Source organism: Lysinibacillus fusiformis (assembly GCF_003049525.1).
Taxonomy (GTDB): Bacteria; Bacillota; Bacilli; order Bacillales_A; family Planococcaceae; genus Lysinibacillus; species Lysinibacillus fusiformis.
In genome coordinates, this window is record NZ_PYWL01000015.1 from 13825 (window position 1) to 40345 (window position 26521).

The 26521-nt window shown below is 37.1% G+C and carries 25 protein-coding genes; 7 read left to right on the forward strand and 18 right to left on the reverse strand.

Annotated features, from left to right (window positions below; all coding sequences use genetic code 11):
- Nucleotides 1-57 precede the first annotated feature (57 nt).
- The 5 genes from C9J29_RS25010 to C9J29_RS21010 form a co-directional block, all read right to left on the reverse strand.
- Nucleotides 58-1011, reverse strand: a complete 954-nt coding sequence (locus tag C9J29_RS25010) for a methyl-accepting chemotaxis protein (protein ID WP_107922718.1) — start codon at nucleotides 1009-1011, stop codon at nucleotides 58-60.
- Nucleotides 1012-1139: 128 nt separating this feature from the next.
- Complete coding sequence (locus C9J29_RS21000) at nucleotides 1140-2324, reverse strand: NAD(P)/FAD-dependent oxidoreductase (RefSeq protein ID WP_008176337.1); 1185 nt, start codon at nucleotides 2322-2324, stop codon at nucleotides 1140-1142.
- A 45-nt stretch (nucleotides 2325-2369) separates the two neighbouring features.
- A complete protein-coding gene (locus C9J29_RS21005; RefSeq protein ID WP_004227758.1) occupies nucleotides 2370-2798 on the reverse strand; it encodes a helical membrane plugin domain-containing protein in 429 nt (142 codons plus the stop codon).
- A gap of 83 nt (nucleotides 2799-2881) precedes the next feature.
- The gene (locus tag C9J29_RS25015) at nucleotides 2882-3013 is read right to left on the reverse strand and encodes a hypothetical protein (protein WP_255319038.1); all 132 of its coding nucleotides are present in this window, start codon (nucleotides 3011-3013) and stop codon (nucleotides 2882-2884) included.
- A 238-nt stretch (nucleotides 3014-3251) separates the two neighbouring features.
- Nucleotides 3252-3881, reverse strand: a complete 630-nt coding sequence (locus C9J29_RS21010) for a TetR/AcrR family transcriptional regulator (RefSeq protein WP_237068896.1) — start codon at nucleotides 3879-3881, stop codon at nucleotides 3252-3254.
- A gap of 118 nt (nucleotides 3882-3999) precedes the next feature.
- On the opposite strand from C9J29_RS21010, the gene C9J29_RS21015 reads away from it, so the two are divergent.
- On the forward strand, nucleotides 4000-6186 hold the full coding sequence (locus C9J29_RS21015; protein WP_089987079.1) for an MMPL family transporter: 2187 nt from the start codon (nucleotides 4000-4002) through the stop codon (nucleotides 6184-6186).
- 256 nt (nucleotides 6187-6442) lie between these two features.
- Here the strand turns inward: C9J29_RS21015 and C9J29_RS21020 are convergent, their stop codons facing one another.
- The 8 genes from C9J29_RS21020 to C9J29_RS21055 all read right to left on the reverse strand — a co-directional run bounded on the left by C9J29_RS21020 (nucleotide 6443) and on the right by C9J29_RS21055 (nucleotide 15134).
- Nucleotides 6443-7318 (reverse strand): MurR/RpiR family transcriptional regulator, encoded by an 876-nt coding sequence (locus C9J29_RS21020; RefSeq protein WP_089987078.1) that lies wholly within the window; start codon nucleotides 7316-7318, stop codon nucleotides 6443-6445.
- A 71-nt stretch (nucleotides 7319-7389) separates the two neighbouring features.
- The gene (gene murQ / locus C9J29_RS21025) at nucleotides 7390-8295 is read right to left on the reverse strand and encodes an N-acetylmuramic acid 6-phosphate etherase (protein ID WP_089987077.1); all 906 of its coding nucleotides are present in this window, start codon (nucleotides 8293-8295) and stop codon (nucleotides 7390-7392) included.
- Nucleotides 8296-8300: 5 nt separating this feature from the next.
- Nucleotides 8301-9308 (reverse strand): N-acetylglucosamine kinase, encoded by a 1008-nt coding sequence (locus tag C9J29_RS21030; RefSeq protein ID WP_089987076.1) that lies wholly within the window; start codon nucleotides 9306-9308, stop codon nucleotides 8301-8303.
- Nucleotides 9295-10122 (reverse strand): carbohydrate ABC transporter permease, encoded by an 828-nt coding sequence (locus tag C9J29_RS21035; RefSeq protein WP_008179553.1) that lies wholly within the window; start codon nucleotides 10120-10122, stop codon nucleotides 9295-9297. Before C9J29_RS21035 ends, C9J29_RS21030 begins: the two co-directional genes overlap by 14 nt.
- Before the next feature lie 11 nt (nucleotides 10123-10133).
- Nucleotides 10134-11078, reverse strand: coding sequence for a carbohydrate ABC transporter permease (locus tag C9J29_RS21040; RefSeq protein WP_170844184.1), 945 nt, complete (start codon nucleotides 11076-11078; stop codon nucleotides 10134-10136).
- 56 nt (nucleotides 11079-11134) lie between these two features.
- On the reverse strand, nucleotides 11135-12448 hold the full coding sequence (locus tag C9J29_RS21045; protein ID WP_008179556.1) for an ABC transporter substrate-binding protein: 1314 nt from the start codon (nucleotides 12446-12448) through the stop codon (nucleotides 11135-11137).
- Nucleotides 12445-13464 (reverse strand): serine hydrolase domain-containing protein, encoded by a 1020-nt coding sequence (locus tag C9J29_RS21050; protein ID WP_090002381.1) that lies wholly within the window; start codon nucleotides 13462-13464, stop codon nucleotides 12445-12447. The genes C9J29_RS21045 and C9J29_RS21050 overlap by 4 nt, the downstream gene beginning before the upstream one ends.
- A 155-nt stretch (nucleotides 13465-13619) precedes the next feature.
- Complete coding sequence (locus C9J29_RS21055) at nucleotides 13620-15134, reverse strand: DHA2 family efflux MFS transporter permease subunit (protein ID WP_107922719.1); 1515 nt, start codon at nucleotides 15132-15134, stop codon at nucleotides 13620-13622.
- Nucleotides 15135-15291: 157 nt separating this feature from the next.
- Between C9J29_RS21055 and C9J29_RS21060 the strand changes: the two genes are divergently transcribed.
- A complete protein-coding gene (locus tag C9J29_RS21060; protein WP_008179565.1) occupies nucleotides 15292-16209 on the forward strand; it encodes a TetR/AcrR family transcriptional regulator in 918 nt (305 codons plus the stop codon).
- Nucleotides 16210-16245: 36 nt separating this feature from the next.
- On the opposite strand, the gene C9J29_RS21065 is transcribed toward C9J29_RS21060, so the two are convergent.
- Entirely contained in the window at nucleotides 16246-17889 is a 1644-nt protein-coding gene (locus C9J29_RS21065; protein ID WP_089987073.1) for a sensor histidine kinase, read from the reverse strand.
- Entirely contained in the window at nucleotides 17886-18587 is a 702-nt protein-coding gene (locus tag C9J29_RS21070; RefSeq protein WP_008179568.1) for a response regulator transcription factor, read from the reverse strand. The genes C9J29_RS21065 and C9J29_RS21070 overlap by 4 nt, the downstream gene beginning before the upstream one ends.
- Nucleotides 18588-18690: 103 nt before the next feature.
- Here C9J29_RS21070 and C9J29_RS21075 point away from each other — a divergent pair, with 103 nt between their 5' ends.
- From C9J29_RS21075 to C9J29_RS21085, 3 genes are all read left to right on the forward strand, one after another.
- The gene (locus C9J29_RS21075) at nucleotides 18691-19830 is read left to right on the forward strand and encodes a DUF418 domain-containing protein (protein ID WP_089987072.1); all 1140 of its coding nucleotides are present in this window, start codon (nucleotides 18691-18693) and stop codon (nucleotides 19828-19830) included.
- Nucleotides 19831-20058: 228 nt separating this feature from the next.
- Entirely contained in the window at nucleotides 20059-20598 is a 540-nt protein-coding gene (locus C9J29_RS21080) for an SLOG family protein (protein WP_170844185.1), read from the forward strand.
- A 100-nt stretch (nucleotides 20599-20698) separates the two neighbouring features.
- Nucleotides 20699-21013, forward strand: a complete 315-nt coding sequence (locus C9J29_RS21085) for a hypothetical protein (protein WP_036222931.1) — start codon at nucleotides 20699-20701, stop codon at nucleotides 21011-21013.
- Nucleotides 21014-21059: 46 nt separating this feature from the next.
- On the opposite strand, the gene C9J29_RS21090 is transcribed toward C9J29_RS21085, so the two are convergent.
- From C9J29_RS21090 to C9J29_RS21100, 3 genes are all read right to left on the reverse strand, one after another.
- Nucleotides 21060-22454, reverse strand: a complete 1395-nt coding sequence (locus C9J29_RS21090; protein WP_107922720.1) for an L-cystine transporter — start codon at nucleotides 22452-22454, stop codon at nucleotides 21060-21062.
- Nucleotides 22455-22745: 291 nt separating this feature from the next.
- Nucleotides 22746-23696: a GGDEF domain-containing protein gene (locus tag C9J29_RS21095; protein ID WP_008179576.1), complete on the reverse strand. Its 951-nt coding sequence runs from the start codon at nucleotides 23694-23696 to the stop codon at nucleotides 22746-22748.
- Nucleotides 23674-24555 (reverse strand): EAL domain-containing protein, encoded by an 882-nt coding sequence (locus C9J29_RS21100; protein WP_089987070.1) that lies wholly within the window; start codon nucleotides 24553-24555, stop codon nucleotides 23674-23676. Before C9J29_RS21100 ends, C9J29_RS21095 begins: the two co-directional genes overlap by 23 nt.
- 327 nt (nucleotides 24556-24882) lie before the next feature.
- On the opposite strand from C9J29_RS21100, the gene C9J29_RS21105 reads away from it, so the two are divergent.
- Nucleotides 24883-25068, forward strand: coding sequence for a hypothetical protein (locus C9J29_RS21105; RefSeq protein ID WP_025115609.1), 186 nt, complete (start codon nucleotides 24883-24885; stop codon nucleotides 25066-25068).
- On the forward strand, nucleotides 25058-26476 hold the full coding sequence (locus C9J29_RS21110; protein ID WP_107922721.1) for an amidase: 1419 nt from the start codon (nucleotides 25058-25060) through the stop codon (nucleotides 26474-26476). The genes C9J29_RS21105 and C9J29_RS21110 overlap by 11 nt, the downstream gene beginning before the upstream one ends.
- Nucleotides 26477-26521: the final 45 nt, after the last annotated feature.

Here is a 26521-nt window from a genome sequence, read left to right on the forward strand (position 1 = left end):
GCACCATTCTAATCATTTTTAGAACGGTGCTTTTTTATGTATCAAGTAAAACTATAGTTAAATTGAATGAGGGAAACCCTTCACCTTTTCAACTGCTTCTAGTAATTTTTTTGTGACCATATCTGATTCATCAATATGGTCAGTTAAAACTTTATTTGTTTCATCAAAAAGTACTGTCGTTGTTTTAAATTTACTCATGACATCTTCAGTCGAAATTTTTTGGCTATCTATATAGTGAAGTAATTCCTTCACTTCACCTTGGACATTCATAATGATTTGGAGTAATACGTTAATTTGCTCAGACGTATCCGTGCTCTTTTGAAGTCCCTCTGTCACCAGTTGCATATTATTTTTATTATCCTCATATGCCTCAGATATTTGATCCTCAATTTTTTTCGTAAGATTCACAATATCCTCTGTACTTGATTTGGTATTTTCAGCAAGCTTTCGTACTTCTTCTGCAACGACTGAAAACCCTTTGCCATGCTCCCCTGCTCTCGCTGCTTCAATAGATGCATTTAATGCTAGTAAATTGGTTTGATTAGAAATCTCACTGATGACTTTGACGATATCTGTTATTTGCTTTGAACGTTCACTTAAATGGTTCATACTATTTGTTGTTTTTCTTGATTGCTCACCAAGCTCATCAATAACATGCTGAACTTCTTTTACAGCTTGTTTACTATCAATCGATAAAGAAACCATTTCATCTGATGAAAGAATTAAAGAGTTTCCTTTTTCTAGAGCATGGCCAGATATGATATTGGATTCAATGGTGCTGTTTTCTACTATTTTAAACTCGTTTAAAATAGTAGTAACCATTTCACCCAAAATGACATGTTGATGATTAACTATATCGTGCTGTCCAATCGTCGAAATTAATTCCTTATGTAATTCATTGAGAAAAATTTGAAATTCATGGTCCTTCTTATCTAGCTTTGCATTCAACTCATCAATTTTATCCTTAAATTGCTCTATATCTTCTCTTTTTGATTGAAATATCGTTAACACATGTCATCACTCCAGTAACTAGATTTGTATTAATTTTACTCTCTTTGAAGTAATTAATAAACAAATATCGTAAGAGCAAACTTTCCATAAAAAAGTCCCACCTCCTAATGGAAGTGGGATAATAATTTTTAGTAAGCTAAACCGAATAGAGCTTTAATATGTGTTAAATAACGAATATTTGAAGCTTCTTTCATTAATGTTGCAGGAAGACCTTTAAGTTCTGTGTTGCTTGCACCAATTGTAGCAACCGCATCTTTACGGCCAAGGCTTGCAAGTGTACCAGAGTTCACTGCAGAGAATGTTTTCATCTCTTGATTTTTATATTGTGCAAAGACGTTATAACCAGCAAGCTCACCCATTTGCCACGCAACTTGCGCAGTTGGTGCGTAAAGTGGACGACCACCATCAGCTGGTAATGCTACAGATGCGTCACCAATAACAAATACATCTTCGTGAGATGTAGATTGTAGGAATTCATTAATTGTTGCTTTACCGCGATCAGCTGCAAGGCCTGATTCACCTACTAGTGGAAGTGGTGCTACCCCACCTGTCCATACAAGTGTGTTTGCAATAATTGGTTCACGGTCTTTTAGAGAAATAACGTTGCCGTCAACACCAGTTACAGGTGTTCCAGTAATAAATTCTACACCGCGTTTTGTTAAGCTTTCAGTAGCTCGTTGGATAAGTGTATCCGGAAGTACTGGTAAGATTTTTGGACCAGCTTCAACAAGTTTAATTTTAAGATCCGCAAAGTTAACACCGTGTTTTGCAGCGATTTTCGGGAAGTTGTCCACGATTTCACCAACAAGCTCAACACCTGTTAAACCGCCACCACCGATAACAATTGTTGCATCTGCTTCATCTTTAGATTGTGCATATGCTTTAATGCGATCTTCGATATGTTTGTTAATTTTATTGGCATCATTTACTGATTTAAGAACCATTGAGTTTTCTTCTAATCCAGGGATACCGAAGAAACCAGTTTGGCTTCCTAAAGATACTACAAGCGTATCGTACGTTAATGTATAGCCATTATCTAAATCCACTTTTTTATTATCTACATTGAATTTCGTTACTTTTGCAATGTGTAGATCGATGTCTAAACCTTTAAAGATTTTTTTAAGTGGTAATGCAACAGCACCCTCTGCAATTGTACCACCTGCTAAACGGTGAAGTTCAGTGATAATTTGGTGTGTTGGGAATTGGTTTACTACAGTAATTTTAGCTTCATCAGCTGATAGATACTTACGTGCTGTTAATGCAGTTAAAACGCCAGCGTAACCTGCACCTAAGATGACGATTTCTTTTGACATGATTAATTAATCCTCCGTCCTTACGAATTGAATTTACCTTAAGTCTTATTTAGCTTTGCGTTCTGAGCTTACTTGTAAGAAAGCATTAACAAAACGGAATACATTTTGAACTTGAGGGTCTTTTAACATTTTCACAAGACCGAATAAACCAATTACTTCGTGGCTTTCAGATGCTCGGTCTTTCGCTTCAATTGCAGTTGCTGCTAGGTTTTTCGCAGAGCCTACTACAGGTCCAGCGATTTCTGTTACTGCACCAACAGTATCATTTTTGAGCACTTCATCTGTTGCAACAGCTTGAGCAAACTCGTATGATTTCGTTAATAAAGTCATCATTTCAGTTAACTTTGGTAATTGCTCAACTAAAGTTGTAAGTGATTCTTGAACTTCAGGTTTTAGTAATTGATCTAGTACATCTAATTGCTCTTTACTCACAGTTACTTGTTCAGCCTGTGTTTGGTTATTCGTTTCTGACATTTTGAACTCTCCTTTGCCATCACTAGTACTATTTTTTATTGCTTACATGTAAAAAAGACCATTAAGGTAAAACTTAACAGTCGTTACAGCGTATATCCTACACAATCACCAGTCACAAGGGCTGGATAGCGATTCGTATGACTTGTTATTACAATGTTAACTTTAAGTCGCAAAAAGCGCATCATAATACCATCCTTATCTTGTCTTGGTGACATTACAACCTTCATTATAAGACTGTTTGTACATTATTTCAATGCGCTAAATCACAATTTCGACAATCTTTTCAAAATTCATTGATTTTATCAACTATTAACTGCCTTACTATCATAAATTTTCTAATGCATCAAATTTTTTTATGATCATTCACTTTCTTGTCGTTTTTAGAACCCTTTTTTGAAATATAACAATGAAAGGAGTTATCTCTAATTTAATGAGATAACTCCTTTCAAAGCTTTATTTATTTTGAACAGACAGCCAAAAGAAATTTGTTACTTCTTTTGCTGTTACATCTACTGAACCTAACAAAGTTTTTCCATCGCCATCTTTAAAATACCCTACTGTCATCAATGCCATAAAGTTATGAGCAAAAAACTTGGCATTCCCTTTTCGAATCGTGCCCTTCTCCATCTCCATTTGCATAGCCTGCTCAATCGTTTGATACATTTCATTTTCGGATGCTTGTACTTGTCTCAACTGAGATTCCGATAAATTGATGGAGGCCTCCCGCATAAAATTATTCATATCAATATCAATAGTTGCTGATAAATGAACTTCAACGAGCTGTTCAAGTCGTTCTTTAAATGGTTTTTGTTGCTCCAAAATTTGTAGAATGGATAGCCTGATGCGATCCATCATAGCAATGAGTGCCGATGTATACAATTCGCCTTTAGTTGGGTAGTAGTAATAGATAGTCGCCTTTGTTACGTTACAAGCTTTCGCTACATCATCCATCGAAATATTTTTGTAGCCTTCTTTAATAAAAAGTTTTGTAGCCGTCTCAAGGACTAGATCTTTTGTCGGTTTCGCATTTTCATCATGGCGAGGTCTTCCAAGCATACGCGGTGACTGTTTCAACAAGTTCACCTCCTTTATAAATAAGCAGTCTTTTTACTCATATTATAACATATCAGTATTTCTAGATTGATTAATTAACCTTCTAGTATATATAATTAAATCACTTACATGAAATGGAGGTCTTCTCATGAAAAAACATCCACTTGAGCAATGGGGCTCAATGGTTGCAAGTAAAAAGGGGCGCTTATTAGCACTAGCCTTTTGGGTATTATTAGTCATTGTATTGTCTTTTGCTTGGCCACAAATTAATAGCATCGAAAGTGAGTCAGGCAAAAACCTACCTGACACGGAAATGTCTGAACAGGCCGCGGCAATGATTGCCGAACAATTCCCTAATGATGCCGGTACACCATTATTATTAGTTTGGTACCGAGACAGCGGTCTAACGACTGAAGACTATTCGGCTATACAAAGTATATACAGTGAGCTTCAAGCTAAACCATTAGCTCATCAAACGATGGTTCCACCATTTGATAAAATGCCTCCGCAGGCTCTATCAGCCGCTGCTTCAGAAAATGGCACAACCATTGTTACACCTGTGTTTTTTGAAAAAGGTGTCGCTACAGATGCCCTACAAGGTAGTTTAGATAAACTTACAAAAGTAATGGAGAGTAACAAAGTTCAATTAGATAAGAAACTTTCGAATGACATGCTTCATGTACGTTATTCAGGGCCAGTTGGAATCGCTACTGATGCTGTTAGTTTATTCTCCCAAGCAGATGTGAAGCTATTAATTGCAACCGTATTGCTTGTTTTAGTATTACTTATTATCATATATCGTTCGCCATTACTGGCTATTATTCCTTTACTAGTTGTAGGTCTTGCCTATGGAGTGATCAGCCCAACATTAGGCTTCTTTGCGGATCAAGGATGGATTGATAAAGATTCGCAGGCTGTCTCTATTATGACGGTATTGCTTTTTGGCGCAGGTACGGATTATTGTTTATTCCTGATTTCTAAATACCGAGAAGTTCTCTTCCATGTTGAGGATAAAACTGTCGCAATGAAACTCGCTGTGAAAGAATCAGGTGGTGCTATTTTAATGAGTGCCCTGACGGTGGTCATTGGCCTAGCTACCCTTAGTCTTGCTCATTACGGCGCATTCCAACGCTTTGCAGTACCATTCAGCTTTGGTGTACTTGTAATGGGAATTGCAGCTCTCGTTGTCCTCCCTGCTATTCTTGTTATCATTGGTCGTGTAGCCTTCTTTCCATTTGTTCCACGTACAGAAGAAATGGCACTTAGCAAAGGGAAGAAACAACATAAGCCGTCACATAAGATTAGTCATAAAATCGGACATTTCGTTACGCATAAGCCATGGATAGTTATTACTGTAACTGTTATTTTACTTGGTGGATTAGCGGCATTCGTTCCACGTATTCAATATACGTTTGATCTACTTTCATCCTTCCCAAAAGACATGCCGTCAAGAGAAGGCTTCACTTTAATAGAAGAGAATTTTTCGCCTGGAGAATTAGCACCTGTACAATTAGTGATTGATACAGAGGAAAATGAAATTAATTTACAGCAACAGCTTTCAACAATTTCTTATATTGATAGCGTGGCAGATGTGCAAATAGGTGAAAAAAATAACGCTATTCAGTTATATGAGCTATCTTTAAATGCCAACCCCTATGCAAAGGAATCATTGGCTCATATTCCTGAGTTAAAGGCAGAAGTTGTCGAAATGCTGGAGCAAAGTGGGCTTAAAAATGCTGATAAGCATGTTTGGATCGGTGGAGAAACTGCTAGTCAGTATGATACCCAACAAATAACTAAGCGTGATGAAACGGTTATTATGCCAACTATGATTGCTTTAATAGCATTATTATTATTTGTTTATTTACGTTCCATTACGGCCACTGTTTATTTATTAGCAACCGTGATCATCTCTTACTTTGGAGCATTAGGGGCAGGTTGGCTGATTTTACATCATATCATGGGGGCAGAAGCCATTTCTGGAGCTATCCCGTTGTATGCATTCGTGTTCTTAGTAGCGCTCGGCGAAGATTATAATATCTTTATGATTTCAGAGATTTGGAAAAAACGTAAAACAACGGATCATTTAACAGCTGTAGAAGAAGGAGTTGTCCGTACGGGAAGTGTCATAACATCCGCTGGTCTCATTTTAGCAGGGACTTTCGCTGTTCTGGCAACATTACCAATTCAAGTACTTGTTCAATTCGGTGTCGTCACTGCAATCGGTGTCCTTCTGGATACATTCATTGTTCGACCATTGCTTGTACCAGCCATTACAACGGTTCTAGGCAAATACGCCTTTTGGCCAGGAAAACTATTCAAAAAAGAAGTCTAGCCTATTTTAAATAACACGGTCATTAGCAACTCTACTTGCTAATATCCGTGTTATTTTTTGTATGAATACTAGAAAGAGCTGCTACAAATCTTTTCTGGCCCTATTGCTTTGCCTTTGGATACTACAGTGGATGTAACTGAATTACTTGGAGCTAGTAATCTTTCTCCCATGTTTAGTTTTTTGATCCTGCTGTATCAACACTCCATTTGTGACAGAGCAATAAAAACGAAGACGATGCTAAGAAATCGTCTTCGTTCTACTTTATTTTTCTTTTAGCAACTTTTTTATGCAGTCCTTGAATAACCGTTCGTGTCTCATCTAAATAATCAATTGTCTGATTATAGGCACTGGTCACTACTCCCATAAATAAAATATCAATGACAAGAAGCTGGGCAAGACGAGAGGAAGTGGCACCGCTTCTAAAGGTCGCTTCGACATTCGGTGACACATATAAACAAATATCGGCTAAACTCGATACTAATGAATTACCGTAACGCGTTAAACTTATGGTAGTAGCAGGAGTTTGGCCCGCTATTTCAAGGATTTTGGCCACTTCGTGCGTTTCCCCAGAGAAGGATATCCCGACTACCACATCCCCCTCCTGTGCATTGACGACCGCTGTAGCTCCTAAATGTAAATCCATGAATACTTTACTATGCTTATTAATTCTTAAAAACTTTTGATCTGCGTCCATTGCAGTAATTCCAGAAGCACCTACGCCAAAAAATATAATTCTTCTAGCCTTTGCTAAAGCTGATACAGCACGTTCTAATTCAGCCTTATCTATTAAATTAGCCGTTTGTGTCAAAATTTCACTACTTTGCAAGGTCACCTTCTCTACAATTGATTGTAACGGCTCATTTGCCTCTATATCTCTGTCGTCGGTGTTATTACGCTGTAAATCACCAGCAATACGCAATTTTAATTCCTGAACGCCGCTGACATGCAGAGATTTGCATAATCGTATAACAGCTGCACTGCTTGTCTGACTTGCCTCTCCCAACTCTACAGCGGTCATTTTAATCGCCTGAGTGGGATGCTCTAAAATAAAGCTCGCCACCTTTTTCTCGGAAGGGGGCAGCTTCTCACGCATTTCTGATAGCATAATTAAACCGGCATTTATTTTTTCCATACGTCCATCCCCACCTCTAGTATGTAGCCTTCAGGGAAAAGTGAATGGAGCAGTTCCATCCACCTCTTTCTTCAAAGCTTACGTAATTCTACTGCTCTACGGACATGCCCTTCGGATTGGGCGAGTAATGCTGTCGCTTCTTCTAACACTGTATTTGTTAGTAACATGACAATAGCCAGTTTTACTTGATAATTGGTTTGCTCTAAAACTTGCTCAGCTTGAATATACGATACTCCTGTCACTTCACAAACAATTTGCTTGGCACGTTCTCGCAATTTAAAATTACTAGCATGAACATCCACCATTAAATTTTTATAGACTTTACCAAGCTTGACCATAGTTGCGGTTGTAATCATATTGAGTATTTGTTTATGGGCGGTTGCAGCCTTTAGTCTAGTGGAACCAGTTAGAATTTCTGGACCAGTAATAACCTCAATAGCTATATCTACATTTTCGCTAATGGTGGAACGAGCGTTACTGACCAAGCTAATCGTTTTGGCTCCCATTTGCTGAGCATAATTTAAAGCTCCTTTGACAAAAGGCGTTCTACCACTTGCCGCAATACCAATGACTATATCTAGATTTGTTAAGCGTTGGTTCTCCAATTCTTGACGACCTAAAGATAAATCATCTTCTGCCCCTTCTATGGCGATCATTACTGCCTCTGAGCCACCCGCTAATATGGCTTGCACTAGTTTAGGCGAAGTACTAAATGTGGGTGGACATTCAACAGCATCTAACAGCCCTATTCTCCCACTTGTCCCTGCCCCTACATAAAACAATCTACCGCCATTTTTTAGCGCATGTACAACAGCCATAATAGCCTGTTCTATTTCAGGTAATACTTTGGCAATAGCCTGTGGAATTTTTTGATCCTCTTCATGCATTAGCCTTACAATTTCAGCAATGGACATTAAATCCAAATTGGTTGTGTCTGGATGATAATCCTCAGTCGTCAGTTTTGTCATTCGCTCCATCGAAATCAAATCACTCCATTCGATTTTTTTACACTCATCCAAGTTTCCTTTACTGTTTGTTGTAAAGCCTTTGTCATTGGAATTCCTTCACTAAAGAGTCCATTTATAAAAGCACCAATAGCAGGTGGTACTTCAGGCTGAATAATTTGATTATCAATAGTAGATTGTTGCAATTTTGCTTGAAAGCATTGAACAAAGTATTGATTTTCGAATAATCCTCCACAAGTAACAATTGGAAATTTTTTCACCTGTGGTTCTTTTCTATACATCATTTGGAGAAGTTGAACTAAATGGGTAACTGCACGGTCAACAATCCTCTTCGCTATCTCATTATTTTGGGTAGCTAAAAGTAATACCGTCCTAGCAATAGAGGAAATACATATGCGTGGCTGCGAATGCTCATAAATTAGTGTAATAATTTCCGTAGGATCTGTTAGTGCTAGATGCTCTAAAATGGCTTTAGAAAAGGCATCTTCATTTAAACCATAAGCATCATATTGACGAGTAATGGTACGCAATGCCTCTTGTCCAATATAGTAGCCACTTCCTTCATCTCCCAATAGATAACCCCATCCCCCCATACGACTAATTGAATTTTGTTGAACCGCATAAACAATTGAGCCCGTTCCCGCTATAACTACTAACCCTTCCTGTGTAAACGTCCCACTAGTAAGTGCCGCGACTGCATCATTGGTGACAGTAACTTTACAGGAAGTAGAAGGGAACATAGGAGCTATCCACGCCTTCCAGCGTTTTATATCCTCCTGACGATCCCCTCCTGCTACGCATAAGAAAATCGTTGAAACATCGTATTTTGTAGCGCTTATTTTTTGCACTAGACTCTCCAGTAAATGTTCAATATGTTGCCTTACCTCATGGGCTGGAGTTGATTTTATATTCGTACCGTGTCCATCCATAAAGGCGAGAATATTTCCTTCTTTTGTACCGATTATGGCACGGGTTTTCGTTCCACCACCATCGACTCCAATAATATATTGCTTATTTAATGGCACCTGCCGTCAGCCCCTCCATAAATTGCTTTGAAGCAATAAAGAATAATAGAATCATTGGTAATGATGCTAATGTCAGTCCAGCAAATAGTGAGCCCCAATCAGCCGAATGCTCCCCAAACAGCGACATCATTCCGACCGGGATTGTCCGTTTCATCTTTTCCGTAATAAAAATAAGCGGGAAGAAAAAATCATTCCATGCTGCGATAAAATTGATAATCACGACTGTTCCTAGTGCAGGTCGCATTAATGGCAAAACAACATACCAAAGGACCCTTAGATTACCTGCTCCATCCATACGGGCAGCCTCTTCCAATTCAGACGGCATCGTTTTAAAAAAGCCTGTTAGTATGAGTATGGATAAAGGTATACCTGTCGCTGTATTCATTAAAATTAAAGACCATAAAGAATTAATTAGTCCTAAATCACGCATTAAAATGAAAAGAGGGACAATCCCCAATTTTATTGGGATCATCATGCCTAATAAGAAAATGAAGAATAAGGCATGATTCCAAGAAAATTTAAAGCGTGCAATATAAAAGGATGCCAATGAACAAACAACAACAATCAGTACAACAGATACAACACTGACAAATAGGCTATTCAAAAAATATGTGGTAAATGGAATTTTAGACAATAATGTGCGGTAAGTATCTAAGCTAAAGCTAGATGGAAAGCCTAATGGATCCTTATAAATGTCCACACTTTTCTTAAAGGAGGACAAGATCATTAACAATATAGGATATAAGCTGATTGTCGCCACTGTAAACACAACAAGATAATAGAATGGTCGAAACCAAATGGCCCCTTGCTTCACATACTTCCCCCTTACATTTGGACGTCTTTTTTATTGGCCAAGCGTAAAAATAGCGTTGTACAAATTAATATAAATAGGAACAGTACTGTCGCTAGCGCAGACCCTAAGCCAATAGCTGTCGCACCAGAAGCTGTAGAACTACCAAATGCTAAGCGATAGAAAAACACGGCTAATGTATCTGTAGAATAATAAGGCTCTCCCATCGAACCTTGCATGGCATAAACAAGTTCAAATGCCTCAAAGGATTGAATAAATGTTAAAATGCCCATGATCATTATCGATGGCACCATTAAAGGTAAATAAATCGTACGTAATAAGGTGAAGCCCTTTGCACCGTCTAGTCTTGCAGCCTCAATTAATTCATTGGGGATGCCCTGAAACCCAGCTAAAAAAATTAAGACGCCAAATCCTAGTCCAAACCAACAATTGACTAAAATAATTGTAATCAAAGCTGTTCCAGGATCACCGAGCCAAGCCTTTTGTAACGTCTCTAAACCTAATTTCTCTAAAAGGACATTTAAGGTTCCGAAATTGGGGTTTAAAATAAGCTTCCATAAAAAACCTACGACAATTACAGATAAGACTCGCGGGAGAAAAAAGGCTGCCTTGAAAAACTCAGCACCTTTAATTTTTTGGTAGATAATAAATGCTAAAAAGAAAGCTACACCATTCATGACCACCATTTGCATAATAAAATAAAGAACATTATGTTTGAAGGCATTCCAAAACATGGAGCCATAAGGTTCTGTTGTGAAAAGCGTCACAAAGTTTTGGAAGCCAATAAAGTCCCCTCGTGCCATCCCTTTCCATTCAAAAAAACTATAGGATAAGGCCGCTAGAATTGGATAAAGCACAAACATTCCATAAATTATAATTGCAGGGATAGGGAAAAGGTGGATAGACCACCCTGCCCATGATTTTCTTTTTGATAACGGTGAAGCTGTAGGTTCTCTCATGATGAACAGCCCCCTTTAAATTTTTGAAAAAGGAAGATTCCTTGTAGGAGCATTATTTATTTTTGAAATGGCGTATACCAAGTTTTAGCATTGTCTTGTACTTTTGCAGCGACCTCTTCAGGCGTTACCTGACCTAGATACATACCTTGTAATTCACTTTCAAGTAAACTTTTTGTTGTTGGGTCCCCACCTGTAAAATTAGTCACCCACATGTATGGTATCGCTTCATTTGCAGTGGATTTACTAATCTCATTTAATAGGGCATCGTCAGAGGTAATATCAGGTATAGCACTGATCATGGAAAACTCCTTCACAAACAACTCACCAAATTCCTTTGTTGTTAAAAACTCTAAAAATACTTTGGCGGCCTCTATATTTTTCGAATTTGCATTAATAGCAAATGAGCCATCCACCCAAGTCGTCACTGTTTTCTGACCCCCTTTAGATGGAATAGGAAAATACCCTAACTCTAAATCTGGATTCATTTCTAATACAACAGGAATTTCCCAGCTACCTAACGGGAACATAGCAGCGTCCTCTAATGCAAACAAAGTACGAATATCATCCATTCCTAAGCCTTCTGAATTTGCAGGAAAATACTTCTTTAAGTCATTCATTACTTGTATCGATTCTATAAATTGAGCATCTGTAAAATCCTTTTCTCCAGCGAGCACTGCTTGGTAGAAATCATTCCCTTCGTAAATCGCTGGTCCAACAATCCCGTGCAGTAATGACAATAGCCACCCTTCCTTAGTACCCATTGCTATCGGGGTAATGCCCTTTTCAAGCAATTGATCATTTAATGCTATAAACTCTTCCCAAGTAGTCGGTATTTCGAGGTTATTATCCTTGAAGATTTTTTTATTATAGAAAAATTGCGTGGAGCTCAAATTGATCGGTACCCCATATTGATTTCCATCTTCATCACGTGAAGCTAGTAATGCCTCTTCAGGAAACGAAGCTAAACCGTTTAAGCCATTTATTTTCTCTACATATCCTGCTTCAGCAAGCTTTAATCCTGCTGCATAAGGTCGTAAGTGGAAAATATCTGGGCCTTCCCCAGCCTGTAGTGCTGTATTGAGAACAGTGTTATACTCTGTATTTTTAGTCGGATTAAAGGAAATGTGTATTTCGGGATGTTGTTCATTAAATAAAGCAATCACTTTTTCATATTTTGCCACATCTTCAGTACGCCAACTTCCTATCGTGAGAGAAATCTCTTCCGTTTTCTCCCCTTCTTCCTTATCAGGTGTTGTTGAAACCGTTGTTTTCTCTTTTGAGGTACACCCCACTAAAGCTACAACGATTAATAATGGAAACAGCCATAACCATTTACTCTTTTGTTTCATATCAACTAATCCACCCTTCATATAAGTAATTTTTCATAGATCAACGTATGAAGCTTTTCCCGAATACTTCTCATATTTGTATTCCTTCCATAATGAACTGCATTCGTCAGGAAAATAACAAAGGCCTTTTCAACAGGGTCCATCCAAATACTTGTGCCTGTAAAGCCTGAATGACCAAATGACCCCTTACTCCACCTCCTAGCAAAACAAGATGATGAGTAGTCTCCGTTCCATACTTCAAAACCAAGCCCCCTATTCCGAAATGTCTTCGTATGAGCAAGTTCTAGCCACTCATATGGAAGAACATCTTGTTGTGTAAAACCTAACCATATTTCTGCAAACTTCGCTAAATCTTCCGCACATGAAAATAGACCAGCACTACCAGCCACACCTTCCAACAGCAGGGACTTTTCATCATGGACAATTCCTTGAACAAATTTTCCATCCACCATTTCTGTGGATGCCGCTAGTGCCTGTTGATGGTCCGGTAATTGAAAGCGAGTATGCTTCATCCCCCAAGGCTTCAATATTTCCTGTTCAACGAATTGGCTAAGTGACCTTCCTGATACTTTTTCAATTACTTTCCCTAATAAAATCATACCTAAATCACTGTAGAGTACTTGCTTGCCTGGCTGAAACACTACTTTACTGGAAAATATCTCTGTCATGATGTCGCGTTGATGATGCCTCTTCACTACTGGCATTAAGTCTGCTGGTAACCCTGAATTATGCTGTAATAAATGTTGAATGGTTATATTGGCATACTTAAAATTCGGTAAATATGTTTGAACTTTATCGTCCACAGTCATTTGCTGTCGACTCAAGAGCAGTAAAGTAGCTGGTAGCGTTGCCACTACTTTTGTTAATGACGCTACATCGAATAATGTATGGCTCAAAATGAGTTGTTTGCTGCCATCCTGCGCTGTAAAAGCCCCGTAACTACGAGACAAAATTCTTTTATGATGTTGTTGAACAATCAATACTGCACCTGGAATTTCCTTTTTCCGCACTAATTCATTTATATAGGCATCTACCAAATGAACACCCCACAATTATAACTATCTAAATTTTCTGTAAATTAGTATTATCATATAAAATAAAATGATAAAAAATTACTCCAATCTTAAAATTTTTTTTCACATAAAAAAACTCCCCATCAAGTAATTTCTTACTTAATAGAGAGTTTTTCCCATTATTTAGTTGGTTTTTTCAAATCCATTGAAGCTGCTGCGCTTTCAAACTTTACGCGTTTTAAGAAGAATGCAAGCACGACTGCAATCACTGTTATACCAGCTGCAATTAAGAATGAGTGTGTAATCCCATCTAATAAAGCAGTTTGCATAATTTGATCTTGCATTTGTTGCATTTGCTCTGCGGTAGGTGCTGCACCTGCTTGTGCCGCATTTGCTTTCGCCTCGACAATTAATTCTTCAGCTTTGGCTTTTGTACGATTATTCATGAATGTAACTAAAATCGCACTACCAATTGCTCCTGATACTTGTTGTAATGTGTTGTTAATAGCTGTACCATGTGGATTCATAATTTGTGGTAATTGGTTTAAACCGTTTGTCATAATAGGCATCATTACCATCGACATACCGAACATACGAATTGTATACATCGATACGATAAATGTATAGCTTGAATCAATTTCTAATTTTGTTAAACCGAATGTAGCGATTGTTGTAATCGTTAATCCGATAATGGCCAATATACGTGGACCAAACTTATCGAAAAGCTTACCAGTAATTGGTGACATAATCCCCATTACAAGCGCTCCTGGAAGCATCATTAAGCCAGCTTCAAATGGTTCAATACCGCGAATAGATTGTACGTAAGCCGGTGTTAAAATCATCCCTGAGAACATTGCCATCGAAACAATAACAGAGATAACAGACCCTAATGCAAACATTGGGTATTTATAAATACGTAATTCCAATAATGGTTGATCCATTTTTAATTGTTTAATGATGAAAATAATTAAGGCAATAAAGCCAATTGAAATTGTGCCATATACCCAAGGACTTGACCAGCCTTTATCTCCTGCTGTACTGAAGCCGTATAAAATACCGCCGAATGCAACTGTTGATAAAAGTACTGATAGGAAATCTAAGTGGACTTCACGTGTCTCCATCACGTTTCTTAATTTCCAAACACCAAATAATAAACTAATAATCGCAAATGGAATAATCATTTGGAAAAGCATACGCCAATCATGGTGCTCAACAATATAACCTGATAATGTCGGTCCAATTGCTGGAGCCATAATCATAACTAAACCGAAGATCCCCATTGCTGCCCCACGCTTCTCTTTCGGGAAGCTAGTTAACATAACATTCATTAACAATGGTGACATACTAGATGCTCCGGCTGCTTGCACCATACGACCTGCTAATAGCATGTCAAAATTAGGAGCGAAGCCTGCCATAATTGTACCAATAGTAAAGATGGACATTGCCGCAATAAATAAATGTCTATTTTTAAAGCGTGTCACAAAAAATGCTGAAGCAGGAACTAAAATACCGCTTACTAGCATATAACCTGTTGCGAGCCATTGTACTTTTGAATATGTGATCCCAAAATCTTTCATGATTGTTGGTAGTGCCACATTCAACAATGTGTTGTTAAGAAAAGCAACAAAAGCACCCACAAATAATATAGCTATCATGCCATAAGGGGGCTTCTTCATTGTCTGCTCACTATTCATTTATATCCCTCAATTCTTTCTTGTGTTTTTCGATAAAACTTATTTTATACTCGTAGTCTACTTTTTTCAACAAATAAGTTTATATTTTTTATAAACGTTGATATATCAGTGTTTTTAGTGTAGAATAAGAGTATAATATTTTAAAAAAGGTGAGGTCATGAACAAAAGAAAAAGACAGATTATTACAGCTGCACGCGCACTTTTTATTGAAAAAGGATTTTTAGATACATCGATTAACGACATTATCCATGATGCTAAAATTTCAAAGGGGACGTTTTACAATCATTTTTCTTCGAAGAACGAATGCTTAATCGCAATTTTAGATGAAGGACGTGAGGAAGCAAGTAATCGTCGACATGAACTTATTTACGGGAAAGATCCTACAGATTTAGAAGTATTAACGCAGCAAGTCGCTGTTCTCATGTACGTCAATCGTGAACATAATTTAATTCAAATTTTTGAATCAATCTTCCATTCAAGAGATAAAGAACTGAAAAAAATTATTATTAACTACCACCTACAGGAATTAGAATGGTTAGCTAATCGACTTGTTCAAGTCTTTGGTGAAGAAATTAGCCCAATAAGCTATGAATGTGCTGTGCAAACACTTGGAATGATTAACCTCACATTGCGCGCAGTTTTTATTGCTGATTATAATAAATATATCAATCGAGAAGCCATTGTACGTGTAGCATTGCGCAATATTAGCGTTATTATACCTACGATGCTTGAATCGAAAGAAATCATCGTTAGCGTTGAAATGATCAATACAATTCAAAATGTAGTGAATTATAAAACCGTTACAAAAGATATGGTCATTGATCAATTACATGGCTTTGCCAAAGGATTAACGAACAATGAAACAGTGGAAGGCTTGGAGTATGCGGAATTCTTATTAGAAGAGCTTCAACGCGAAAATCCAAAGCTCTTTATTATCGAATCACTTCTTACACCTTTCCGTAAAGCATTCGTTGGAACAGAACATGTCGCAGAAGCCCGCGATATCGCTAATAGCCTATGGCGTTATGTAAAAATTGAGCGCCCAGCTGAGCGGTGCAATAAAAATAGACAATAATAAAAGAGGTATCAAAGTGAATTTTGATACCTCTTTTTAATGACATTGAAATTTTAAAATAAATACCGTACCGGCACGATCTGAACGTACACTTATGGTGCCATTGTGGAGATCAATGAGCTGTTTCGTAATGGCTAGTCCTAACCCTGTCCCTGCTGTATCATCTGTAGTGTTAGTTCCACGATAATAACGTTCGAATAGGTTATCGAGCTCTTCCTGAGGAATGCCAGGACCATGGTCAGCAATAGTTAGCATCACTTCTTTACCAGTATGTTGCGCTTCCACCATCACCTTCGTGCCTACAGGTGTATATTTCTTTGCATTGGTTATTAAATTATCCATAATCCGCTTGAGTAAAAGTTCATCTGCTTGCAGCATCACATCACCATAAACCTTTACGCTTACCTGTTCATCTGCAAATTGTGTTAACCATGTTGTCAAAGGCAGTAATACCTTATCCAGCTGTATAGCTTTATTTTTCAACTGATACGTATACGTTAAATCTTGTATAAGCGCATCCATATACGTTGCCTTTTCCTGCATCGTTTGTGCAAAAATACGCATCTCTTCCTTTGTCCACTCATAATCCTCCGAGGCAAGCATTGTGGAATAGCCATAAATAGAACTTAAAGGCGTTTTTAAATCATGCGATAAGCCTGTAATCCACTCCTCACGTAACTGCTCTGATTGCTTAATTTGCCTTTCATTTGAATCAAGCCGCTCAGATAAATGGTTTAGGGACTCCTCTACAGGCTGAAATAATTTAAATTTCCGTTTCAATTTCCCTGTTTTCTTATGATGGATTTTCTTATCACTTATATCACTGTAATCAAATTGGGTAAGTCGCTCAATACGTGATATGACATAAACAAGTGGTCGTACAAATTGTCGCGAAATACTTATCGATAAAAAGATAACGCCCAGTAATAAAATAATATGCCCACCAAAGAAAATAGAAACAAATAAAATCATTGCCTTATTGAAAGGCTCTTCGAACGGTTTATAGGATGGATTCGGCATGCGGACAACAAATGTGGAATCATCCGCTAAGGTCGTGCTTTGCTTAAGTTCCTCATGCTCAAAAATATCGTATTTCTCCTCAACCAGTTGCGGCTTCTTCAGCTCTTCGTAACGCTTTCCTACAATGTCTGTTCGGTTCCATTCCGTATCATAAATTTCAACACTAGCTTTATGTTCCTTTAAACGCTGTAGTGTCACTTCTGAAATCGCTCCTGTGGCTAACCAATTATCAAGAGCCTCCTCAAATAGTGGCTGAACAGGAGAAATAGGTAGAAATAACAAATAATTTTTTGGGAGTTCCCATGTATGCATACCCGGCTGCTTTAATGCAAAAATTTCGCTATCAGGCATTCCACATAGTTCACATCTTTCCCCTGTATAATCTACAATGGTCATCGACTGATCAAATAAGTAAAGTTGTCCTGCATTTTCCTCAGCACGTTTTACTAAATAATCGGCAATTTTAATGGATTCTCCTTTTTCGACGACAGCATCATCCTCAATTTCAAAGGAGCTCATGACATGAATGTTGTCTCCTACACGATCATTAATAAAGATCGCAAAAAATACCAAGCTCATAATAAAGCCTGAAATAATTAATAAATAGAATATGATGAAATAAGATACAAAACGAAGCGTTAATTTCCCTGCTGGCTTCATGGAGAAACATCCCCAACAAGCTTATAGCCAATACCTCTGACCGTTATAATACAGGTAGGCTTTCCAGGATTCTTTTCAATTTTTTCTCGCAGTTTTCGAATATGTACCATTACTGTATTATCATCAAATAAACAATCTCCCCATACACGCTCGTAAATTTGTTCCTTAGATAAAACTTGCCCCGCATTATCACATAAATATTTCAATAAATGAAACAAACGGCCACTAATGATTTCCCTTACGCCATCCACAGTGATTTCTGCAGCATCAATATCGAATGTAAAACGGCTACATGTAAAAAGATGATTTTCTGTGACTTGCTTTTTCTTCATATAACGTGCTAGCTGCACCTTCACCCTTGCAACAAGTTCCAGTGGGTTAAATGGTTTTGTAATATAATCATCTGCACCATTCATAAAACCCCGAAGTTTATCGGCGTCACTGCTTTTAGCTGTTAAATAAAAAATAGGAGCATCGCTTTTTTCCCGAATAATATGAGCCACTTCTAATCCACTACCATCTGGCAGCATAATATCTAAAAGATAAAAATCAAATGTTTTAGCATAAATCTCGGATTTCGCTGCTTCTATCGTGTTACATACTGTAATACTTGTCATTCCTTCTTTTCTTAAAATGATATCAATCATTTCAGCTATCGCGCGTTCATCCTCTAATACTAATATGGATGCTTTCTGCATATCCTCACCTACTTTTAAGATTACTTTAAGGTAGTCATTATTTCACCATAAGCTTCCTCAACTATTCTATGTATAAGATAACCAATTAAGGAGATAAAACGCAATGACAACTAATCGTATTACTTTCATTGATACAATGCGTGGGTTTAGTTTATTTGGCATCTTAATGGCGAATTTGCTGATATTCCAATTTGGGATGTATGGCAAAGATGAATTAAAAAATCTTTCTACCTTAGATAATGGAGCTTTATATTTTGTAAAGATTGTGATTGAAGGCTCCTTTATGCCAATCTTCACTATTTTATTCGGCTTCTCGCTTATTAAATTAATTGAATCCATTCGAAGAAAAAAAAATAAAAGCCGCTGGTCTGTATTACGTCGGGCAATTGGTTTAATTGCCCTCGGTTTACTCCATTCCATTTTTTTATGGGAAGGCGATATTCTTTTTTCTTATGGCTGTATGACTTTATTTTTAATTCCCTTTATTAATCGTAAACCCAAAACTTTGTTTATATGGGCGGGTATTCTATTTGTCCTTACGACGGCTTTAACATACGGTTCTATGGAGGCAACTAAAAAGGAACAAAAGGAATTAGATACTTACATTGAACAAGCAAATGATGTCTATGCTAATGGAAGCTACTTAGAAATTTTTGATTTCCGAGCAAATGCAGAAGTACCTGGAATGGAAGACCCTTCCTTCATCTTTATTGTATTAATTTTTGCGCCAATGTTTTATGCTCCCCTATTCCTCTTCGGTATGGCACTCGCTAAAAAGCAAGCCTTTACGAAAATGGACGAGGAAGTAAAGTGGTATAAGCTAGGGGCACTCCTAGTTCCTATAGGACTCGCATGTAAAAGTGTAAGTTTTATAGAAAGTGATTTTTCTTCCATCTTATTGATGGGCGGATCTCAACTATTAGCACTTGGCTATGTCAGCCTTGCAGCTTTACTCTATAAAACACGCCCTGTACAACTCCTTGCTCCTGCATTCGAGAGCGTGGGAAAATTATCTTTAACCAATTATTTACTACAAACTATTATTTGTACAACTGTTTTTTACGGTTATGGTCTCGGATTATATGGCAAGTTAGGTGTCTTTGGTGGTATTTTATTCGGTATCGTTGTTTACAGCCTACAATGTGTCCTCAGCCTTGCCTATTTAAAGAAATTTAAACGTGGCCCATTTGAAACAGTCTTACGTGTATGGACGAATTGGTCGTGGACCGGTCAGGTGAAGTAAGACTCCTACAAACTACTATATACGAAAGGAATTATTTCATATGAATAGTGACTCTAAAGAAGACTTTACAGACTCGTGGTGGTTTTTAGGTATTTGTGCGGCTGTAGCAGTAATTTTAACACTATTGCATTTTAATCGATAATATCGGCATTCGTTTTCCTTGCCCCCTACTGTATACTATTACTACAACCATACAGCTTAGGGGGCATTTTCTTGTTAACGCGTATAATGATTACAGGCTATAAGCCACATGAACTTGGTATTTTTAACGATAAACATCCTGGGATTAGTATCATTAAAAAGGCATTGGAAAACCGTCTACGTCTTCTACTTGATGAAGGGCTCGAATGGGTGATTATTAGCGGCCAACAAGGTGTAGAATCTTGGAGTGCTGAAGTTGTATGGACGCTAAAAAAGGAATTTCCTCATTTAAAATATGCAGTTATCACACCCTTTTTAGAACAAGAGAAAAATTGGCAGGACCATAAAAAGGAAAAATATCAAACCATAATTGCCCGAGCAGATTTCGTCACAAGCATTACGAAAAAACCGTACGAGGCTCCTTGGCAATTTATTGAGAAGGATAAATTTATTATTCAAAATACAGATGGTCTATTATTAATTTATGATGAAGAAAATGAAGGCTCTCCAAAATATATCAAACGTCTGGCAGAAAAATTTATGGAGTCTCATGACTATTCACTTTTGACAATAAATGCCTATGATTTACAAATTATAGCAGAGGAAATACAGCAACAAGATTGGTAGATATTAATTGATATAATTTTCCGACAATTATATACTAGTATTATGAATTAGGTTGTCTGTAGCTAACTTTTTGATCACATTTCGAAAGGAGCTGTCACATTTGAAGAAACAAATCGAAGTAATTTTTGAAGCTTCTCCGATAAATATTGCTCATGATACGTATCGCCGAGAGTGTAGCTATACGCGTGGCATTCATATCGAAGAACAAGAATTTCTAGCCATTTTAAGGACTATGAGTAGGGATTCCCGCTTATATTTTGATTTTCATAACCCTCGTAAGGAGATTAAAAAAGGAACATATTTAAATGGACACTCCGGTTTAGCCTACAATATTTTTGAGTACTATAAAGAAAACTTTAATATTGAAATTACTGAAATAATCAATGGTAAAGATTTTTATGTAAAGATCATATAAAAACAACCCCCTTTAAAGTTTCACCTTTAAAGGGGGTTCTTCTATCTTATAGGTCTGCTACTTGAGCACCTAACTCTTTATTATTATACATTTCAATATCCAATTCTTTCGTAACACGTGCTGTTGTAACACCAGCTGTCATTGAACCACTTACATTTAAAGCTGTACGTCCCATATCAATTAAAGGCTCAACTGAGATTAATACACCTGCAAGGGCAACTGGTAAATCAAGAGCTGATAATACAAGGATCGCTGCAAATGTTGCACCACCACCAACACCTGCTACACCAAATGAGCTAACTGCTACTACTGCAATAACTGTAATAATGAACACAGGATCAAGTGGATTAATACCGACTGTAGGTGCGATCATAATTGCTAGCATGGCAGGATATACACCAGCACAGCCATTTTGACCAATTGATAAACCAAATGAACCTGAGAAATTGGCGATACCTTCAGATACCCCAAGACGACCTGTTTGCGTTTTAATATTCATCGGTAAAGTACCCGCACTTGAACGTGAAGTAAAGGCGAATAATAATGTTTCCGCAGACTTTTTCACATACGTAATTGGGTTTAATCCGCTTAATGTCAAGATTAACAAGTGTACTAAAAATACAATTATTAAAGCTGCATAAGAGGCAATCACAAACTTACCTAAATTATAGATGGCACCGAAATCAGATGTTGCTACAGTACGAGCCATAATAGCTAAAATTCCGTACGGTGTTAAACGTAAAATAATTGTTACAACACCCATGACAAGGGCATAAATAGCATCTAACCCTTTTTTAATTGTTGCTGCTGTTCCTTCATCTTTACGTGCTACACGTAAATAAGCAAAGCCAAGGAATGCTGAGAAAATTACGACAGCAATTGTTGAAGTTGAACGAGCTCCTGTTAAATCCAAGAATGGATTGGCTGGGAATAACTCAACAATTTGTGTTGGTAAATCAGGTGCTGCTAAGCCAGTCGTTTTTTCCTCAAGGTATTGGCCACGTGCTGTCTCCGCTTCACCTTGTAAAATGTGTGTTGCATCTAAATCAAATACTGTTGCAGAAAGAATACCTACTGCTGCCGAAACAGCTGTCGTACCAATTAAAATAGCTAAAATAAGAGCAGCCATTTTCCCAAAATTTTTACCAATTTTCATTTTTGTAAAGGCAATGAGAATAGATATAAATACTAATGGCATCGCTACCATTTGTAATAATTTAACATACCCAGTACCTATAATATTGTACCAAGATGTTGTTTTAGCTAAAACTTCAGAATCAATACCGTAGATAAAATGAAGTCCAAGACCAAGCAAAATCCCTAAACCTAGACCTGCAAAAACACGATTCGAAAACTTGACGTGTTTTTTATTCATCACATATAAAATTCCAACGAACACAAGCAGAACTGCTACGTTAAGAATGATTTGTAAATTCGACAATGGAATGCCTCCTAAGGTGTTTTATAATAATGTAATCGAATTATATACCTATAATCCCTATAATTCAAGTATGTTTTATTAAGATTAATAATTTCATAAAATAAAAACGATTTGTCGCTATTCATTATGCCCTCAAAACGTAAAACGATCATTTTAAAGAGACTTCTTTAAAATATTTTAGTCTCCCATGCTTCAATTGGTGACAACATCATCACTTTAATGGGTTACGATCCCTGTGATTACAAAATTAATACCCCAAAATACCCCAACATTAACAAAAACATACATCGTTTAATGAACGAAGTAGGTTTCTTGTGTATTAATCAAATAACAGCTTCCAGTAATTTTTTTACACTGTTTTTTCACGTGTGTCACCGCATTAGATAATTGTTCTACGGAGCCAAAATATTGAAATTTATTCGTAATAACTGCAACGGATAAAGTAGTGCATGTTAATGGCTCCAGTTTTCCAATTCTATTGGCTACCTGCACATATTCAAGATCCTCTAATTCATAAAAACTCAAAATATTAGCATCAAAATCATCAATAATTCTTTGGCAAATCGAAGCAGCATCATAATAGGGCAAAATCGCTACAAAGTCATCGCCACCAATATGCCCTAAAAAATCATCTACCTCACATATATGTCTTTTAAGTATATCTGTTAAATATAGTAGGATTTTATCGCCTTTATTAAAGCCATAGGTGTCATTATAGGATTTAAAATGATCTAAATCGAAATATATTAAACTATATTGTGGAAGTTTTAAGGCTTCCTCAAGCTTTTCATTGATTAATTTATTACCTGGTAAACTACTTAGTGGATTCAAAAAGCTAGCAATGGCCACCTGTGTATCGACGAGCTTTAACAGAAGCTCCCTTATACTAACCATTCCATAATATAGGTCTTTTTTAGTGACAATCACATCATCATATAAATCCTCCGGAGGTCTAGACATTGCTTGAGTACTAACCTCAGTAATCGGTATATTCCGATCTACAATTAAAGGATTCTCTTTAATGATTAATTGATTTTGCCGTCCCATAAATAAATGATAGCCATATTGAGTACCTATTTTTTGATAGAAATGTGTACGTGTAATATGCCCAATAGGTTTTTCATCACGAACTACCACAACACTACGTAATGAAGGATTACTCGTAAAAAGTACATCTACTTCTTTATTTTTCACATATTCATCAATACATGGAACCTTTTCAATGACTTCCCCAATCTTCATGGTCACCCACCCTTATTTTTCCTAAATGTATTTCCTTTGCGGGCTTTCCTATCGCATAACCTTGCGCATAGTGAATACCGATACGATGTAGATACTCAAGCTCTTCCTGTCTCTCAATTCCCTCAGCAATAATTTTAGTTTTGGCCTGCTCGGCATATTTCATTAGCAATGTAACAAGCTGCTGCTGCTCACTAATCTGATCAATACTTTGAATTAATGAACGGTCTAGTTTAATAAATTCTGGCTTTAAATAAATAAGTGTTTTCAAGCTATTGTAGCCTGAGCCAACATCGTCTACCGCAATACGATAGCCCTGCGATCTATAATGTGATAATACACGTTCAAACTCAACAAAATCTATAACAGCACTACGCTCCGTTAATTCAAAAACTACTTGTTGTGGCTTAATGCCGAGTTCCTTTAATAATTGTAGCGTTTCCCCACTATGATATTTTTTATCTAATAATACATTCGGATGTATATTAAGAAACACTAAAAGGTTTTTATCCATCAAATCATTGTGCATACGTTCCTTGAAACGTTGTAAAGAAAGATTTCTACAAAAACATTCAAATAAAAATACACAATCTGTTTGTCCTACAAACTCATAAAACTGGTCGACACTTGTAAACAATTCCGAGGATATTGGACGGTTTAAAGCTTCAAATCCAATTGTTTGTGCTGTCTGTAAATCCACAATAGGCTGAAAGTATGTATGTAAAGAACCTTGTTGAATAATTTGCTTCAATGCTTTTAAACGTTTCATATATAACGTATTTTGTTGATGTTGCCCGTATAAATATTTTAATAAAGAAAAAACATTATTCGTTTTTATATTTTGTTCCACAGCTGACTCCATGCTTGCACCTCTTTAATTGGTTATTATGGTTCATTGTACGCTTCAATTGTAAATAGACTGTGAATCGCATGTAAAAAGAGCAAGCTCTAGCACTAGAATTCAGGGTATCCCTTTCCGAGTAGTAAGCTTTTATTCATATCTATTAAATAGTTTTAATTTCATAATATTCTTTCTATTTAGAATTATTTATTTGATATAAACTATTGTTAGTGTATGATTGTAATAATAGGATTATCTTACCTATTATAATTATTTGTGATTGACGATATTGGTCTTTATGGGGAAACCTATTTAGATAATAAAACTATTCAAGGGAGGATCTAGTTAATGAGCTTGTCTATTCAACAATTATTGGAGAACAAAGGAATTACACCGAAACCTGAACACCTTGAACGATTAAAAGTACGCTGGGAAGGTATGCAGTCACTACGTAACCACCTAGAAGGTATTGCGATTGATGACGCGGATATCGCTGTACGTAGCATTCCTGGAGGTGATCACATTGACAACTGATTTACATTTAAAATCTGTTGAAGAGCTGGCACCTTTACTACAATCGAAGGCTTTATCACCTGTGGAACTTACGAAGGCTATTCTAGACTTTGCTGAGGAAAGCCAGCCTAAAATTAATGCCTATATGGCCTTTTATCGAGAAGAAGCATTGTCTCAAGCAAATGAAATAGAAAAAGAGATTCTCCAAGGGCAATATAAAGGAATGTATCACGGAATTCCGATGGCCTTAAAGGATAACTTATATTTTAAAGATAAAATTACAACGATGTCCTCCAAAATTCATAAGGACTTCGTTTCAGATTATGATGCAACAGTAGTAGAGAAACTTCGTGACGCTGGTGTTATTTTCACTGGAAAATTAAGCATGCATGAATATGCTTGGGGAATTACTAATAATAACCCTCATTACGGACCCGTTCGCAACCCTTGGGATTTAGATAAGATTCCAGGTGGTTCTAGTGGTGGCTCTGGTGCCGCTGTTGCGGCAGGTGCAAGTGTCGCCTCACTAGGAACGGATACAGCAGGCTCGATTCGAATCCCTTCTTCTGCCTGTGGTATCGTTGGCTTAAAGCCTACGCATGGTCGTGTAAGTAAATATGGCTGTTACCCACTTGCTTGGAGCTTAGACCATATCGGCCCAATGACAAAGACAGTAAAGGATGCAGCAGGCTTGCTGGAAGTCATTTCTGGTTTTGATCATCGAGACCCTACTTGCATAGATGTACCTACTGACAATTACGTGCAGCAACTTTCAGGTAATAGTAAGGATTTAGTCATCGGCATTAATGAGGACTACTTCTTTAAAGACGTAGATGCTGACATAGAAAAGGCTGTTCGAGCGAGCATTCAAAGTTTAGTAGATCAAGGTGCTAAAGTGGAAGTAGTGCGAATTCCATCCTTACAATATGCAGAATGGGCAGAGCTTGTAACATCCCTTTCAGAGGCAGCAGCTATACACCATTCTGATTTACAAAAGAGACCTCAAGATTTCGGAGACGATATCCGGTTATTATTTGAGCTAGGGGAACTGCCTTCTGCAGTTGATTACTTACAGGCACAGCAAGTACGTCTTCAAATTAAGCAGGAGTTTAACGAAATTTTTAATCAAGTAGATGTGCTTATTACCCCTACTCTACCTGTGGTGGCAAATACCATTGGTGATGATTTCGCTGAGCTAAATGGCAAAAAAGTAGATTTAATTGATAATATTATTCGTTTTACAGGTCCAAGTAATTTAACAGGCTTACCTGCCCTTTCCGTTCCTTGCGGCTTTAAAGGAAATTTACCAATAGGTCTTCAAATTATTGGTCCTGCCTTTAAAGAAGGTCGAATTTTAAATGTTGGGTATGCTATCGAACAAACAAACCCATTAAGAAATAGAAAGCCTAATATTTTTTCTACTATTTAATCGATAAATAACGTTGAAAAATCTGCTCACCAGGAGCAGATTTTT